The sequence below is a fragment of the Spirochaetota bacterium genome (assembly GCA_017999915.1).
Taxonomy (GTDB): domain Bacteria; phylum Spirochaetota; class UBA4802; order UBA4802; family UBA5550; genus RBG-16-49-21.
The window spans coordinates 205,713-221,209 of record JAGNKX010000007.1 but is presented as its reverse complement, the minus strand read 5'-3'; the positions used below and the strand labels follow the sequence as shown (position 1 = coordinate 221,209).

The window sequence follows — 15,497 nt, the reverse complement described above, 5'->3', positions numbered from 1 at the left end:
GCGCGTGAACAGCCGCGCCGTCCCGTCCCCCTACGAGACCGGAAGGCGCTTGGAATCGCCCTGGTCAACAAGGATGACGCCGTCTTCCTTGTATTTTTTCAGTAAAAAGTGGGACACTGTGGATTGGACTCCATTTATCGTCGCCAGCTTCTCCGAAACGAAAAGCGCCACCTCCCGCAGATTGTCTCCCTCCACCTGCACGAGGAGATCGTACCCTCCCGAGAGCAGATAGACCGAGGTAACTTCCGGATAGCGGTAAATTGCCTCAGCCACGGAATCGAACCCGACTTTCCGCTCCGGGATCACCTTAACCTCGATAAGGGCCTTGACATCGTGGAGGCGGATCCGCTGCCAGTTGATATCGGTATGGTACCCGAGGATAATTTTATCGCTTTCGAATTTCTTTATATATTTTTTCACGCTCTCTTCTGGGATATTCACCTGTTTGGCGATATCCGCGATCTCGGCTTTCGCATCCTTGTACAGTATTTCGAGAATCTCTTCGCCGATTTCATCTGTCTTGTATGGTTTCATCGGTATGACTCCTTTTCATGATAGAACAATCGAGGTCACGTTCTTCGCGACATACTCTTCCAGCGCCCCATCCCATGACCGGATATGGCCCCCGGCGGCCCGGGCCAGTTTACCGGCATCGAGGACATTATAGTCGGGCCGATCGCAGGGCGCAAGAAAATCCTCTTTTTCGATAGCCTCAACAGCATATTTTTTATCCGTGACGCCATGCCGTAAAAAAAGCTCCGCCGCCCGTGCCATGAAGTCCGCGGTAGCAACGGGACTTCCCTGTGAAAAATGGTACAGCCCTTCGCACCCCCTGCCTGCCAGCTCCAGTACCGCCCTGGCCAGGTCGGCGGAATAGGCTGGCGCGACAACCTGCCCCCGGATCACCCGGAGAGAGCTATCGCCGTCCATGGCTGCCAGCCGCCCGCTGAAAAAGGGGATATGCTCTCCGAACATGTCCGTGACGCGTATGATCAGGTGACGGCAACCGGATTGCGCTATAAACCGCTCGCCCAGGAGCTTAGAATCGCCGTACACCGTATCCGGGCAGGGATCATCGTCCTCCCCGCAGGGAGTTGGACCGGACCCGTTAAAGACAAGGGATGTGCTCAGGTGAATCAGCATGACATCCTGTTCCCGGCACAGGTCCGACAGGTTTTTCAGAGAGAAGCCGTTTATGGCATAGGCACGTTCCCGCTCATATTCCGCCGCGTCACAATCGTCGTATTCGATGCAATTGATCGCTATTTTCGGCCGGTACTCCCGAAGGAGACCGAGAAGTGAATCGCGGCTGGCGAAATCCCCGTCGCTCATGGAGACCATGAACGACGATGACAATTCCTGCAGAACTGCGTGTATGGATGGTCCCGGGGAATGGCGGTTATGGGTAGGATTGAGGATTAAAATCATGGATTGGGCACCGCCTGTCGTCATAAAAACAAATGGCGGTATAATACAACCGCCATGTCAGTTAATTATCGATTCTGTCGGTACGTCAATCGTTTTGTCAAATCTTAAATGATCAGCGCCATGATCGGATTTGATCGATGCTCGATCGTCAGATCCCGCCGAATCATGTGGCGAGAAGGGCTTATTCTACTTGGATTCCTTCGTATCGTCGTCTTTTTTTTCCGCTTCACCGGATATCGATTTTTTGAACTCCCGGATACCGCTGCCGAGGTCTTTCGCGATTTTGGGCAGTTTATTGGCGCCGAATATGATCAGGACGATCAGGAGAATTAAAGCGAGTTCCCAGGGACCGACATTGGGTATAATGGCCAGCTGCATTCCCGTATTCATGGATTACCTCCCATAAAATTTAAGTCATTAAAAATGAATGAAGACTTTTGTCAAATTAAATTCTGCCGCCGCGGGCAAATGTTGCCGCAATAGGGTATTACAAAGCAGGGCTGAAGCGGATTATCTTCTCTTCGGGATCCTCATAGTATTTTACGTTATCGATGGGACTATCGATCCGCTTGATGCTCTTTTTTACGCTTATGATCGTGTTCGGATAGGCCTTGTTTTTAATAATGATGTACGGCTCGCGATCCAGTTTCAGCTTATCCTGGACTTCCTTGCTCTGTTCGATCAGGCTTTTTAATTCCTTGTTGTTATTGCTCAACTCCTTGAGGAGAATCAGGCATTTCTTCTGCTTAACCGCCGGAAGCTTGGCTATGAACTCCTTGGGATTCTCAAATACCGTTTCTCCGAAGCTTCCCTTTATCTCCCTGATCGACTCATTGACGGCCTCGCGCCACTTGGTTATTTCCTTGTGTATGTCCGCCAGCTCTTTTTCAATGAAAAGGTTCCTTCCGACCCTCAGGTGGGTTTCCGTTTCATTGGGCGAGCCGGACACGTTCACCATGATCTCGTACAACGCCGTGGTCTTTCCCCCAATAATCTTCCCCTGTTTCGCGACGACGGTGATCTTCGAATTGGAAAACACGTCACAATTGATGATCGAATCATCGACGATGATGTCGCCGACCGCCTCAACCTTGGCGTTCAACAGATACTTGGCCGACACCTTGCCATTGGCGACAAGCTTTACGTGCTCCTTGCCCACGACGCCCATCTTGACCGTAATATCGCCATGCGCTTCGATCAGGGCGTCATCGACGTTCTTTTCTATGATGACGTCCCCGCGGGCCTTCACCGAAAAGCCCGGCAGCACCGATCCCCCGATGTGGACCGACCCGTCGAAATCTATGTTTCCCGTCTCGTAATTGATGTCGCCGTTGATATGAACAATGGGCAGCACCGATATCGTTCTGCCGTCCACATCGACGCACCCGTCTATGGACGAAACGAAGATATTCTCATCGCCTTTCCCCGGCTCGAGATTGGCCCCCTTGTTGTAACCGTCCTTTTTCTCGCTTTCGCCCAGGGCCTTGTCGCCGAATACATTGTAACCGTCGACAGCCTTTGCCTTCGGTATCCGGCGGAGCACGTCCTGTCCCTTCTTGACTTCAACGATGAATCCGACCTCCTTGAAATCGATGCTTCCGTCCGATTTCAATTCGCCGGCCTTTTTCTGTAAATGAATGATGGGCAGATAATACTCCTCATGGCCGTTGACCGGTTCTTTCCCCTGGGCAATGAGTATCTTTGTCAATTGTGGTTTGTTGACATCAATCGACTGAAGCTGCTCCAGTATCCTGTTCTGATCGATGCGGGCAAGGATCCGGTACTGGTGCATGATTTCTTCAATGTCTGCATATGAAGGCACCCTGCCGAATTTCGTCGGATACACATAAAAAAACGCCCTGAGCTTGTCCTTGCTGATGACAAGGGGGGAAATCAACCGTAATTTCCCTCCATCCAGCACCACGAAGCCGTACTCGGAAGCCTTGTAGGCGCCGGCAGCTTCATCAAAATAAATGCCGGAATCCGCTTTAATGGAGGAATAATCCTGGGTAGTATAGTAATTATACCCCGGATCGAGTCGGGTCGGGATCTGGTCGTCATTATCTATATTGATAATCCTGGCGACGATCTCGGAAGTGAAGACGAAATTATGCGGCGATGAAAGGACCCCTTTTTTCTCACCGCCCTCGGATTCAACTTCGCTTAATACCTTCTTGACTGTCGGGTCAAAATAGAATAAAATTTTTTTCATGAATAAAGATACCTTACCCTCTCTATTATTACTATTTTCGTAACAAATGTAATAAAAATTGAGAATTAGAATCAATATTTTGATTAAAAATAGCCGTCTTTACCGACTTTATTCTGATAAAGGCATTAAATGAAGCTTTTTTGCATGATACTGTGCAATAAAAAACGCCTTTCCGGGGTATTCCCCGGGAAGGCGTTTCGTTTCATTCGAAGTTTTGGATTCCTATTCTTTACAGCTTCCCCTTCTGGATCAGCAATTCTGCGATCTGGATCGCGTTGAGGGCCGCGCCCTTGCGGATATTATCGGAAACGACCCACATGTTTATACCGTTGGCGATCGACTCATCCTCGCGAATGCGCCCGACAAACACGTCGTCTTTGCCGGCGGCGTTGATTGCCAGCGGGTAATCGCTTTTAGTGGGGTTGTCCACTATCGTGATCCCCGGTGCCTTCCGCAGCAGCTCCCGCACATCGTGAGGCGTGATCTTCTTCTCGGTTTCGATGTTAACGGATTCGGAGTGACCGAACAGGACCGGGACCCTGACCGTAGTCGCCGTGACATTTATGGAATCGTCTCCCATGATCTTCTTGGTCTCGTTGACCATCTTCATCTCTTCCTTGGTGTAGCCGTTCTCCAGGAACACGTCTATCTGGGGAAGGACATTGAAGGCGATCTGGTGCGGGTAGACTTTCCGCTGGGAGATCTCTTTCCCGGCGACGATGTCCCTGGTCTGGATCAGGCACTCGTCGATCGCCTTGAGACCGGTCCCGGACACGGCCTGGTAGGTGCTTACCACGATACGCTTGATCCTGGCCGCGTCGTGAATCGGCTTGAGGGCAACCACCATCTGGATGGTGGAGCAGTTCGGGTTGGCGATGATGCCCTTATGCCAATCGACATCATGGGGATTCACTTCAGGCACGACCAGGGGAACGCCGGGATCCATCCGCCACGCGGAGCTGTTATCGACCACGATGCAGCCTTCTTCAACCGCCCGCTTCGCCACCTTCTTGCTGATATCTCCGCCGGCGGAGAACAGGCCTATATCATATCCCTTGAAGCATCCTTCCACAACGGCCTCCGAGATGACTTTCCTGCCGCCGAAGTCGTATTCCTTACCCACCGTTGTCAGGCCCAGGAACTTTATTTTATCTATAGGGAATTTCCGCTCGAGCAGTATCTTCCTGAATTCAACACCCACTGCGCCGGTTGCGCCGAGTATGACAACATTGTACTTTTTCATTATGGACCTCCGGTAATATGGGGACATCTCCTTGAAGCCCGGGGGCAAAATAGGGTTCCCTCGTAGTTTTGCGTAATTTTAATTAGTATGGCCGGTTGTCAACAATAAATAACGAAACTAAACGACAATTCGTCTCTTTTCCGCATTCTTGTTTTGCCTGAAAATAATGGCGATATTCCCTATGACCGCTATCTGTTCAGAGGCGGTTGTGTGCGTGATTTCACGGATGATGTCCCCCTTCTCATCCTTGAAATCAATGAACTTGATCTTTATGAGCTCGTGATCATCCAGCGCCTTGTTCACGGCGTCGAGGAGAGCCGCCGTTAATCCGTTTTTGCCTATCATGATCACCGGCTTCAGGTGGTGCGCCATGGATTTTAACCGGCGTTTTTGTTCGCCATTGAGTGGGTTCATATCGTGCCTTTGTGGGAGCATCATTTCAAGGTTAACAGATGACGATCGGAAGCGGCGCCATGGCAACTGTTTTTTCCTTGAAAATCAAAAAATGACGCCCCATGAAACAGCCATGAATCGATGTATCGATCAATCGTCTGAATTTACCGGGGTGTCGCTCCCCGGGCATACCAGGGAGCTACGGTATCGCGGCATTGTTATCCAAATCGAAATTGATCATCACCGCATCCAGTGTGGTGGGAAGCACCAGTGGCGTCAGCAGGGCCGACATGCTTGTAACTCCGCTCCAGCCCTGATAGAGATCGCCCGATCCTACAATACCGTCGCCATTTATATCATGCACTATTTCGAAATAGAGCGGCGTGGTACCGATATTCATCCTCGGTATTATAAACCGCTTCTCCGTTGAAGATGTCATGTAATAAAAACCGCTCCAGTTCGGCATTATATAGAATAATATAAAAAGCTTGTTCGTGCTGTCCACTGTTCCGGAATAGTTGATAGTAATTACCAGGTAGGGATGCTTCTTTTTACTGGTATCGCAGCTCGAAACCAGCGATACCGCCATTATTATCAGAGCAATCATGATGCTTTGTATATATGTTCTTTTCAAAGGTAGCCCAACCTCCTCGGCAGAGATCTATGGCGACTCAGTAAACCCGGGTCGCTTCCAGCGTTATGGTCAGCATTCGCCATTCCAGGGGAAGAAACTCCAGTTTGGTCAATTCATCGGGAACGGCGTGGTCCTTGTTCTCATGGCCTGTGCACGGCTCGCCGGCATCTACAACACCGTTGTTATTGAGGTCCAGGAAAGCCATGAGATAGGTGGTCGTGGTGCCCACGGCCGGATCTATGATCGTATCGCTGGTGGACCCTATCTGCAACCAGGGATTAGTCCAATTCTTCTCGGAGTAAAAAACAAGATATACCGGATGGGTCGCATCGATGGGAGTGCCGGTATTATTCTGAATGGTTACCCACAGGGCCGGCAATTGCTCGGCAATGTCTCCGGTTACCTTATTACATGAACAGAGTAGAGGCATCAACAAACCGATCATTATTACTGCTATTTTTGTCATTTTATAATGCATATAACTATCCTGAATTATCCTCTATGCCCGTAGTACAATCTCTTATTATTATATTCTCTTCTCCACCTGAAAGGGCAACTTCGAAACACGGTAAAACCACTTATTTGCTACTATATACATTATCTTTTACTTTATATATAAAATTAATACTTAAAGTCATTTTTGTCAAAAAAAAGTGGGGGTGGGGTTTTCAAGGGGCTTCGCCCCTTGACCCCGAAAATGCAATAATTAGCTTGTAAATTCAGGCATTGTCTTTTAAACGAAAATATGATCATGAATAATAACTTGGGGGTGGGGTTTTCAAGGGGCTTCGCCCCTTGACCCCGAAAATGCAATAATTAGCTTGTAAATTCAGGCATTGTCTTTTAAACGAAAATATGATCATGAATAATAACTTGGGGGTGGGGTTTACGAGGGTCTTCGCCCCTTGACCCCGAAAATGCAATAATTAGCTTGTAAATTCAGGCATTGTCTTTTAAACGAAAATATGATCATGAATAATAACTTGGGGGTTGGGTTTACGAGGGGCTTCGCCCCTTGACCCCGAAAATGCAATAATTAGCTTGTAAATACGGAGATGTTTTTAATCAAAATTGAGGTCCTGATTAATAACAATAGAGGCGAAATCCACCTGTTTATTGCTTTATTAGTTGGTGCGCAATTATAGCTATTTGTTTTGCTGCGGAAGGTTCATCGTGAACCATCCTCGCTTCACGCAAAACATCCTGTTTTGCTTGACTTTTGTATTGATTGATTATTGTTTATTCAATTCCATGTCGCACTAAACAAGTGAATTTCGCCTAACGTCAATAACAGATTATCATCTTATGAAACAAATAATCTATTCTGTACTTACTATATTATTATTGTCTCAAGTATTATCCGCCGGTGAGAAGAAACCCGGGCGGTGGGGGTATATTCTTCACAACTCATCCCTTACCGATAACTATCTGCGAACCGTTATCCCGGGATACTCAGTCATATGCCTGACAGGATTCAACATTGTCGAAGGAGGCGCTGTTTCCATTGCATCAATCGGGATGTTCGACAAGATAAAAGCCATTACCGATAAGAATGGCATAACTTTGTACCCTCTGATCTCTTTCAAATCAGCCGCCCTGGGCCATAGAATACTTAATTCAGAAACGCTTCGACATAAGACAGCCGCAGCCATATCAGCATTTGCCCGTTCCAGCGGTGTTGGTGGAATACATCTGGATCTTGAATACCTGCCGCCGGAAGATGCGGCCAGGCTCGGAGATTTTCTTTCGGAATTGCGAAAGGCCTATTCCGGGAAGATTTCCATGGCCGTGTTTCCTCCCATAGGATTTCCGGAAAAATGGAGCCGTTTTCACGATCTGAAGATCATATCATCCCGGGTGGATGAAATTGTCCTTATGTGCTATGATTATCATGGGCTCCATTCAGGCCCGGGGCCGGTCACCGATGCCAGGTGGTCCGAAAAAAACATTCAGATCGTCCTCAAACATATGAAGCCTTCAAGTACCTGGTTGGGCATTCCCGCTTACGGATACCGCTGGTGCGGAAGCCGCGCCGTTGCCCTTTCCGCGCGCCAGGGAGTCAGGCTCGCCATGGACCATTCTCCGGCCCGGGATCAATCAGGGACCTTGCGCTTTTCATATAAAGAAGCAGGCATGTCCTGCACCGCTTACATCTCCGATAGACAAACCCGGCTTCTCCTTCAAAAACTTTCTTCTCGATATGGCCTCGCAGGAACAGCCCTCTGGCGTTTAGGTTTCGAGGACTAGCAAAAAAAAATATCATCCATACATTCCTCGGCGATCTCTGCGTCTCTGAGAGAGTATTAAGGATTTTTCATTAATATCTTGTCTTGATTAATAAGTAATTGGTCTTTGGTGACAGTTTCTTGTTCCCCCTATTAATTAATTTGTACTTACAATTTTTTTATAATATATATAAAAATTAATTAATATATTCAAGGAAAAACCGATATTATTAATGGGACATAAATAATCTTCTTGAGGGGATACCATGGCACACAGAAAGGCGAAAAAAAAGAATTTCAAGCAAATGCTGGCGAAGTACCTGGATATCAAGGGATTGGATATTATAATTGTTCTCGAGGATGGGAACGAAATCGAGCTCTATAAAAACAGATCGATCGAAGGCGATATGATTGTCACCTTCGATGTCAACAATGGGGAAAGGAAAATCCCGCTCAAAAAAGTCAAACACGTGGACATGTATGCGGCGTAATATAAAAAAAAGCCCCATGAAAGCACGGTGCAGAAACCGCGTTTTCATGGGGCTTTTCTATAAAGACAGCGTAAGAAACGAGCCTTCGTAACACTCTACTTCATGCCGGGCATGCCGGCCGCGGCGCCCTTCCTGACGATATCCATATCAACAAAATCGAGCTTCAGTTTCTTCAGGGTCCCCTTTTTCGGAATCCCGTCCTTGTCCCAGCCCCTCAGCTTGTAATACCGGGGAAGCATCTTATCCATCCGCACCACGGTCTTTTTATTATTCGGCAGCAGCGGCACGTCGGTAAACCGCTTGGCAAGCTTGTCATGGTCCTTGTTGACCCCTTCGCGGAGATTGAAGAGCTTCTCCATGTTATATCCCCTGTCCCCGGCGCGTATCCATTTGCCGAAATGCATTTTCATTCCCGTCAGCTCCTTGAGGGCTTTCGAATGTGGCAGCAGGAACGGCACATGGATCGGGAGGAGCCACGGCGGCAGCTTTACGGTAAGGGCTATTACGCTTCCGAGGTTGCTCATGATGCCATTGACGATCTTTGAAAGGATAGGCATTCCCGGAAGCTTGTACGCCGGTCCGGGATAGAAGGTCCATCCCGTAAAGAGGCAGTTCCCGCCGGCGCTTATGACCGCCATCAGGTTCTGTGTCAGTATGGACCAGGCGTGCTTCCCGCGGTACTGGTGCTGGTTCATGGTGGCCGGGCCCGTCACTTCCATGTACACGTCATATCCGGAATCGAGGTGGCAGGCCCCGCGGGACGACGTGGCGTAACCCAGGGCCTGGCCCACGGTGCCCCGCGGCTCGTAGGCCGGGAACTCCAGCCCCTTGGCATGGGGCGCGAAATCCTCGCCGCCGTATTTCTTCGACAGGAACCTGACGCCCTCGGCAAGGTCATTGCCGATACCGTTGCGGGAGGCCATATCCTTGAGCACCTGAGAGATCCCCTCTTTTTTCCCGAATTCAATGCCCGTCTTCCAGAGGCCCTTTTCATTCAACTCCGCCGCAAATCCCAGTATGGTGCCGGTGCTGATGGCGTCCATGCCGAGCAGGTCTATCTCATAGTTCCATCGTATGATGGCTTCTATATCGTCGATGAGCATGTTCGATCCCATCAGGCATAGTATCTCGTATTCCGGCCCCTTGACCTCGTGGCCGTCGATGTTGACGACCCGACCGCACCGGATGGGGCATGACGTGCAGCCGTAATTCTTCACAAGGTGTTTCTCGGCCAGCAGCTCTCCGCTGATATTATAGGCCTTGTCATAGGACCCGACGGAAAAATTCTTGGTCGGCAGGGTGTTGCGCACCGAAAGCGGGATGAGGGAAAAGGCCGTGCCCAGCCGGGGGGCTATTTCGCCCGTCGCCGGATGTGACTGAAGCATCTTGATCCACTTCTTGATGGTGACCTTGAAATGTGCAGGGTCATGGATCGGTATCGTCTTGGTGCCCCTGACCACCATTCCCTTGAGGTTCTTCGATCCCATGACGGCCCCCATGCCGGTCCTGCCATGACAGCGCTCCTGCGAGACCACGGCCGCGAACTTGACCAGGTGCTCACCGGCCGGGCCGATGGCCATGGTGCCACCCTTGGTATTCTTTCCCAGAAGTGCCTTCTGGGATTCCTGGGTATCCATGCCCCATATGTGCTCGGCGGACTTGATTTCCACCTTGTCATCCTCAATCTCGATATAGACGGGCTTCTCGGCCTTGCCTCTTACCAGCATCGCGTCCCACCCGGCGCGCTTCAGGTTCATGCCGAAATTGCCGCCGCTGTTGGAATGCCCTATGGCCCCGGTTTGGGGGCTCTTGGCGGATATGTCATACCTGCTGGTGCAGGGACCTCCGGAGCCGGTCATGGGCGAGGTCATAACCACGAGGACGTTATCCTCAGAGAGAGGGTCGATGCCGGGCTTCAACACGTCCCAGAGGATCTTCGTGCTCAGATACCTGCCTCCCAGGAAAAGCTCGCGGTCCGTATCGCTCAACTGGAACTCACCGACCGATCCCGTTGACAGGTTCACATCGAGCACTTTACCCATATATCCCTTATACTTGCTTGCCATTATAGTTTCCTCCGATTATAAATTGCACACGGCACTGCCCATCTCTCCTGGCCGGGCTTCCCTTTTTTCTAATGGAAATTCCCCGCCTCTTTTGCTCCGGGCCTGAGCCCGAGAATGACATCAAGATTCTTGACAACATCCAATATCAGCCTGCTTTCAACTTCGGAATAGGAGCTCAGGCTGGAGAGCGCAAGATCGACGATGTGCGACTCGATCTTCTTGACCTGCTCCAAACCCTCCGGCGTTATATTGACATAGATGTTTCTCCGGTCTTTCTTGTCCCTTTTCTTCTCGATTAGATTACTGCCCTCCAGCTGGCTAACCAGGCGGGTTGCCGCAAACACCGGGATCGACAGGTCGTTAGCTATATCGCTTATGCGAAAGGGTATATTCTTTTTCAGAAGCTTCAATAGATACATCTGCTGGTAATTGAGATTAAACTGTTCGATCTCGGCCCGCTCAAAAAGGTAGATGGAACGCAACGCGTGATACAGGATTTCTTCAACATACGTGCGGGAAAATTCCTTTTTGGACGGTTTATTCATGGTGGCATACTATTTGTAAATATATTGATTTTGCAACCCTTTTTTATTGCAATATGCAAATAATATTGGACGACCGTCCAAACACCATGACCGATGCCCGCCTTGATGGACTGCAGCTTTAGAGATTCCCTCTGCGCTAATCAACCAGGGGGCCGATGATATAAAATACCCCGCAGCAAGCTACGGGGTATTTTGTCGCATAATGTTTTGCGCGCTCTCATCCCCGGAGCAGAGCTCCGGGGTTTGCGCGCGCTGCGATCAATAAAAAAAGAATTCTTTACAAAAAGACGACTACGGGCGATAGTGAAAATATACAAAAACAGGTGCGGGTGCGTATTATGCCATCATTGTTCGGTAAACAAAAGGAAGATACGAATAAAAACCAGAATGCAAAAAAACGATCCGTTATTTCCAGGAACTTCATCATTATTATCTCAATAATCTATTCGGTCCTCATAATCATGACATCGGTCAGTTTCCATGTATCAATGGCCAGAAATGACAGCATATTAAAGGACGCCCTGGTCTCCAACAACCGTGACCTGTATCTCGGTAAAATAGACGCCCTTGTGGAACGGCTCAGGACCAAAAAAGCGACCACGGGAGACCTGATTAAAATTGAAATGCGCGATTACAACGCTTCGGCGGGGGACATTCTCGGCGTTATCATCTTCACCAAGACAGAGGACGAGAATTATTTCCGCATCGCCGACACCCTGATGTTCCACGACGATCTGACCCTGGAAATCACCAAATCCGAGGTCGTCAGGGAACAGAAGGAGATCAACTACCTTAAGCTGGGACTGCTCCAGAGCGCGGTGGACCCCGACATCTATTCCCGAAACGGCTATTCCTGGCAGAACGTGTATTATCCCTACGAAATCAAGAACAAGAAATCGGTGATCCAGCTCCTCGTTTCCGCCGCGCGGACCCAGGCCACCATAGACGCCTACGCCGCCTCGACACGGAGCATTCGCATCGTCAACATCATCGTGACCGTCGCGCTGGTCATTGCCGTGATCGTTCTGTCGATCATTTTTCTCCAGAATTATTCCCTCCTCATAAGCAACCTGTCGCATTTCATGAAAAAGGCCGCCGACGGCGACCTTGATGTTTCCCTGCACCAGACCGGTGACGACGAGCTGAACCAGCTCGCCCTCTCGTTCAACACCCTCATCGAGGAATTGAAGGATAAGACGGCCATGACCGCCCAGGCGGCGGAACCCGCGGCCGCGGCGGAACCGCAACCGGAACAGCCCCCGGTCCAGGCGCAGTCGCCCGAGCCGGAGCGTGAACAGGGGCGGGAGCCCGACCAAGGCCCGGAGAGCGACGGGTTCGGCGCCATTTTCATCACCGGCGTATCCAGGCTCAAGGAAAACAGGCTCGACGAGGCCATCGCGATATTCCTCACCCTCACCATCATGAAGCCGAACGGCTTCGGCAGCTTCTTCAACCTCGGGGTGGCCTACGCGAAAAAGAGGGAATACGGCAGGGCCATCGCCATGTTCGAGGAAGCGGCGCGGATAAACCCGGCCTTTGAAGTGACGGCCCAGTACATTGAGAAGATCAAGGGACTGCAGAACCCCGATGACCGGAACTGATCACCTCAAGACCGTCGTCGCCGGGCTCCCGGCGGATCCCGGCGTGTATATCATGAAAGACGACGCCGGGACCATTATCTATATCGGCAAGGCCTCCTCCCTCAAAAAAAGGGTGTCCTCCTATTTCCAGAAGCGGGACCTCGACATCAAGACGCGCATCCTGGTGAAGATCGTCAGGGACATCGAGTACATCGTCACCGACTCCGAAGTGGAGGCCCTGATCCTCGAAAGCAGCCTGATCAAAAAGCACCGGCCCAAGTTCAACATCCAGAAGAAGGACGACAAGCGGTACCCCTACATCGCCATCACCCTCGACGAGGAGTATCCGAGGGTCATCTTCACCCGCACGGTGAAAAAGAACGGCACCAGGTACTTCGGCCCCTACACTGACGCCAACGCCGCACGCGGCACCGTGGCCCTCATCAACGCCATATTCAAGCTGAAGCTCTGCACCAGGGACCTTCCCCTGAAAAAAAACGAGCGGCCCTGCATGAACTACCAGATCAACAAGTGCAGCGGCGTGTGCCGCGGCGAAATGACCCGCGAGGAATACCGGACCATAGTGGACAACGCGGTCAGGTTCCTCGAGGGAAGCACCGGGCCGGTGCTGAAAAGCCTCGGGGAGATGATGAAGGACTACTCGTCTCGGCAGAGATATGAAAAGGCGTCGGAAATACGGGACATGATCTTCGACATCCAGAAGCTCTCGGAGACTCAGAAGGTCCACACCGCCATAGGAGCTGACCAGGATTACATCGGCGTATCCAAGTTCGGGAACGAGGGGATCGTCATCCTCTTCGAGTTCCGGAGCGGCGCCCTCCTGGGGAGGAAGATATCGGTCTTCGACAACGCGGAGTACGCCGACCCGGAGGAGATCATCAGCTCCTTCATTCTCGGCTATTACCGGGACACGGAGGCTCCGCAGCGGATCATAACGGAGCGGCAGATCGCGGACCGGGAAATTCTGCAGAAGCACCTGACAGACCGGGCGAAGCGCAAGGTCGCGATCGTCCCGCCCGAAACCCCCGATGACCACGGCATCATGCGCCTCATACACAAGAACATAGACCTCATCGCGGCGGATCGCTTCGCAGAAAAAGAGAACAGGAACACCCTCGCGGCCATGGAGGAGATCCAGGAGGCCCTGGCCATGGAAGCCCTCCCCCGCACCATGGAGTGCTTCGACATATCCAACCTCCAGGGGACCGACGCGGTGGCGTCCATGGTGTCCTTCCGGGACGGCCTGCCCGACAAGAAGGGATACCGGCGCTACAAGATCAGGGGATACGGATCGGCCGACGACCCCGGCATGATCCACGAGGTCGTGGCGCGGCGGATACAGTACCTGGTCAACGAGGAGCTCTCCCTCCCGGACCTGATGATCATCGACGGCGGCCCCACCCAGCTCACCCGGGCCAGGGAAGCTGCTGCGAATTTCTCCGCCGCCATACGCATCATATCGCTGGCGAAACGGTTCGAGGAGATCTATACCGACCCCGCCGCGGAGCCAGTGAGGCTGCCCCTGACTTCGCCGGCCCTTAAAATGCTGCAGAACATCCGCGACGAGGCGCACCGGTTCGCCATCACCTATCACCGGAAGCTGCGCGACAGGAAGACGACCCGTTCAATGCTGGACGATGCGGACATCGGGACAAAGGCGAAGAAGCTGCTGTTGGAGCATTTTAAATCAATGGAAGACATCCGCGCGGCCACAATGGATGAATTGAAGTCAGTTCCCGGCATCGGCGCAAAGACTGCGGAAAAAATACACCGGTTCTTTCACTGAGGCTTGTTGCCCCTGTTCCCCATCTTGTTGAGAAGTTCCTTGAATTCCGGCAGGCCCCTTACATTGGCCAATGCAGCCTCCCCCTTCACGCGGTCTGCATCGTTAAAACCGGCTGCAATGGCCCGCTCCAGCCCCTCGATGGCGCCCTCCAGGTCCTTTTTTTCGGAACAGATGCAGGCCCTGTTGTACCATGCCGCGTAGTAACGGGGATCCAGTTCAACTGCCTTATCGTACGATTTCATTGCGTCGTCGTACTGTTCATTCTTATAATAGGCCAGGCCGAGATTGTAATACAATTCCGGGTTGCGGGGATCAAGCTGTATCGCCTTCTTGTAGCTTTTCAGGGCCCTGTCATACTCCTTCAGCCGGTAAAAAGAATTCCCTCTGGTCACATAGGGTATCGGAAACTTCGGGTTCATCATAATGGCCCTGTTGGCGTCAGTGACCGCGTCATCGAAGCGCCCGGCACGGTAGTATTCAAGGCTTCGGCCGTTATAGGCCGCTACACTCGGATCGATCTCAATGGACCTGGTAAAGGCCTTGATGGCATCCCGGGTTTTTTTCTGTTTGGAATAACGCAGGGCCTCATTGCAATATGTCTTTGCCTCGATATTCAGGCTGTGCATGCGGGAATTATTAAAAGCCACAACCATCTTGCCGTCCGAGGTAGTGGAACAGGACGTTAGGAAGATCCAGAATAATATAACAGCCATGTTCAAATATATGGATATGTATGATTTCATAATGTTCTTCCTCATCATGCTTGTAGATCAAATATTCAATAATTTACGTCAATTCAATTTTATGATACACGTCACGAGGCGAGGATGCGCATCCTCGCCCTCATGACGCAAATCACCGCATTTTGAATAT

General features: G+C 51.0%; 15 protein-coding genes. 4 read left to right on the top strand and 11 right to left on the bottom strand.

Annotated elements, in window-relative coordinates:
- Positions 1 to 30: 30 nt before the first annotated feature.
- The 8 genes from KA369_12260 to KA369_12225 all read right to left on the bottom strand — a co-directional run bounded on the left by KA369_12260 (position 31) and on the right by KA369_12225 (position 6,355).
- Positions 31 to 534: an Lrp/AsnC family transcriptional regulator gene (locus KA369_12260; GenBank protein MBP7736740.1), complete on the bottom strand. Its 504-nt coding sequence runs from the start codon at positions 532 to 534 to the stop codon at positions 31 to 33.
- 15 nt (positions 535 to 549) lie between these two features.
- Entirely contained in the window at positions 550 to 1,428 is an 879-nt protein-coding gene (locus KA369_12255; GenBank protein MBP7736739.1) for an NAD(P)-dependent oxidoreductase, read from the bottom strand.
- 186 nt (positions 1,429 to 1,614) lie between these two features.
- Positions 1,615 to 1,806: a twin-arginine translocase TatA/TatE family subunit gene (tatA, locus tag KA369_12250; GenBank protein MBP7736738.1), complete on the bottom strand. Its 192-nt coding sequence runs from the start codon at positions 1,804 to 1,806 to the stop codon at positions 1,615 to 1,617.
- Positions 1,807 to 1,915: 109 nt separating this feature from the next.
- Positions 1,916 to 3,640, bottom strand: coding sequence for a DUF342 domain-containing protein (locus KA369_12245; protein MBP7736737.1), 1,725 nt, complete (start codon positions 3,638 to 3,640; stop codon positions 1,916 to 1,918).
- A 229-nt stretch (positions 3,641 to 3,869) separates the two neighbouring features.
- Positions 3,870 to 4,883 (bottom strand): aspartate-semialdehyde dehydrogenase, encoded by a 1,014-nt coding sequence (locus tag KA369_12240; protein MBP7736736.1) that lies wholly within the window; start codon positions 4,881 to 4,883, stop codon positions 3,870 to 3,872.
- Positions 4,884 to 5,000: 117 nt separating this feature from the next.
- The gene (gene yhbY, locus KA369_12235; GenBank protein MBP7736735.1) at positions 5,001 to 5,297 is read right to left on the bottom strand and encodes a ribosome assembly RNA-binding protein YhbY; all 297 of its coding nucleotides are present in this window, start codon (positions 5,295 to 5,297) and stop codon (positions 5,001 to 5,003) included.
- A gap of 178 nt (positions 5,298 to 5,475) precedes the next feature.
- A complete protein-coding gene (locus KA369_12230) occupies positions 5,476 to 5,910 on the bottom strand; it encodes a hypothetical protein (GenBank protein ID MBP7736734.1) in 435 nt (144 codons plus the stop codon).
- 37 nt (positions 5,911 to 5,947) lie between these two features.
- Positions 5,948 to 6,355: a hypothetical protein gene (locus tag KA369_12225; protein MBP7736733.1), complete on the bottom strand. Its 408-nt coding sequence runs from the start codon at positions 6,353 to 6,355 to the stop codon at positions 5,948 to 5,950.
- Between the two features lie 1,073 nt (positions 6,356 to 7,428).
- On the opposite strand from KA369_12225, the gene KA369_12220 reads away from it, so the two are divergent.
- A complete protein-coding gene (locus KA369_12220; protein ID MBP7736732.1) occupies positions 7,429 to 8,157 on the top strand; it encodes a hypothetical protein in 729 nt (242 codons plus the stop codon).
- A 244-nt stretch (positions 8,158 to 8,401) separates the two neighbouring features.
- Entirely contained in the window at positions 8,402 to 8,626 is a 225-nt protein-coding gene (locus KA369_12215; GenBank protein MBP7736731.1) for a hypothetical protein, read from the top strand.
- A 95-nt stretch (positions 8,627 to 8,721) separates the two neighbouring features.
- Here KA369_12215 and KA369_12210 read toward each other — a convergent pair whose 3' ends face one another.
- Both KA369_12210 and KA369_12205 read right to left on the bottom strand, forming a co-directional pair.
- Entirely contained in the window at positions 8,722 to 10,692 is a 1,971-nt protein-coding gene (locus KA369_12210) for an aldehyde ferredoxin oxidoreductase family protein (protein MBP7736730.1), read from the bottom strand.
- A gap of 68 nt (positions 10,693 to 10,760) precedes the next feature.
- The gene (locus KA369_12205) at positions 10,761 to 11,237 is read right to left on the bottom strand and encodes a MarR family transcriptional regulator (protein MBP7736729.1); all 477 of its coding nucleotides are present in this window, start codon (positions 11,235 to 11,237) and stop codon (positions 10,761 to 10,763) included.
- A 338-nt stretch (positions 11,238 to 11,575) separates the two neighbouring features.
- Here KA369_12205 and KA369_12200 point away from each other — a divergent pair, with 338 nt between their 5' ends.
- Both KA369_12200 and uvrC read left to right on the top strand, forming a co-directional pair.
- A complete protein-coding gene (locus KA369_12200; GenBank protein ID MBP7736728.1) occupies positions 11,576 to 12,838 on the top strand; it encodes a tetratricopeptide repeat protein in 1,263 nt (420 codons plus the stop codon).
- Positions 12,825 to 14,624, top strand: a complete 1,800-nt coding sequence (gene uvrC / locus KA369_12195) for an excinuclease ABC subunit UvrC (protein ID MBP7736727.1) — start codon at positions 12,825 to 12,827, stop codon at positions 14,622 to 14,624. The genes KA369_12200 and uvrC overlap by 14 nt, the downstream gene beginning before the upstream one ends.
- On the opposite strand, the gene KA369_12190 is transcribed toward uvrC, so the two are convergent.
- Positions 14,618 to 15,367 (bottom strand): tetratricopeptide repeat protein, encoded by a 750-nt coding sequence (locus tag KA369_12190; protein MBP7736726.1) that lies wholly within the window; start codon positions 15,365 to 15,367, stop codon positions 14,618 to 14,620. The genes uvrC and KA369_12190 overlap by 7 nt on opposite strands.
- Between the last annotated feature and the right edge of the window lie 130 nt (positions 15,368 to 15,497).

Coding starts and splice junctions, on each gene's coding strand:
- KA369_12260 (MBP7736740.1), bottom strand. CDS start 534: ATGAAACCATACAAGACAGATGAAATCGGCGAAGAGATTCTCGAAATA.
- KA369_12255 (MBP7736739.1), bottom strand. CDS start 1,428: ATGATTTTAATCCTCAATCCTACCCATAACCGCCATTCCCCGGGACCA.
- tatA (MBP7736738.1), bottom strand. CDS start 1,806: ATGCAGCTGGCCATTATACCCAATGTCGGTCCCTGGGAACTCGCTTTA.
- KA369_12245 (MBP7736737.1), bottom strand. CDS start 3,640: ATGAAAAAAATTTTATTCTATTTTGACCCGACAGTCAAGAAGGTATTA.
- KA369_12240 (MBP7736736.1), bottom strand. CDS start 4,883: ATGAAAAAGTACAATGTTGTCATACTCGGCGCAACCGGCGCAGTGGGT.
- yhbY (MBP7736735.1), bottom strand. CDS start 5,297: ATGAACCCACTCAATGGCGAACAAAAACGCCGGTTAAAATCCATGGCG.
- KA369_12225 (MBP7736733.1), bottom strand. CDS start 6,355: ATGATCGGTTTGTTGATGCCTCTACTCTGTTCATGTAATAAGGTAACC.
- KA369_12220 (MBP7736732.1), top strand. CDS start 7,429: ATGTTCGACAAGATAAAAGCCATTACCGATAAGAATGGCATAACTTTG.
- KA369_12215 (MBP7736731.1), top strand. CDS start 8,402: ATGGCACACAGAAAGGCGAAAAAAAAGAATTTCAAGCAAATGCTGGCG.
- KA369_12210 (MBP7736730.1), bottom strand. CDS start 10,692: ATGGCAAGCAAGTATAAGGGATATATGGGTAAAGTGCTCGATGTGAAC.
- KA369_12205 (MBP7736729.1), bottom strand. CDS start 11,237: ATGAATAAACCGTCCAAAAAGGAATTTTCCCGCACGTATGTTGAAGAA.
- KA369_12200 (MBP7736728.1), top strand. CDS start 11,576: ATGCCATCATTGTTCGGTAAACAAAAGGAAGATACGAATAAAAACCAG.
- uvrC (MBP7736727.1), top strand. CDS start 12,825: ATGACCGGAACTGATCACCTCAAGACCGTCGTCGCCGGGCTCCCGGCG.
- KA369_12190 (MBP7736726.1), bottom strand. CDS start 15,367: ATGAAATCATACATATCCATATATTTGAACATGGCTGTTATATTATTC.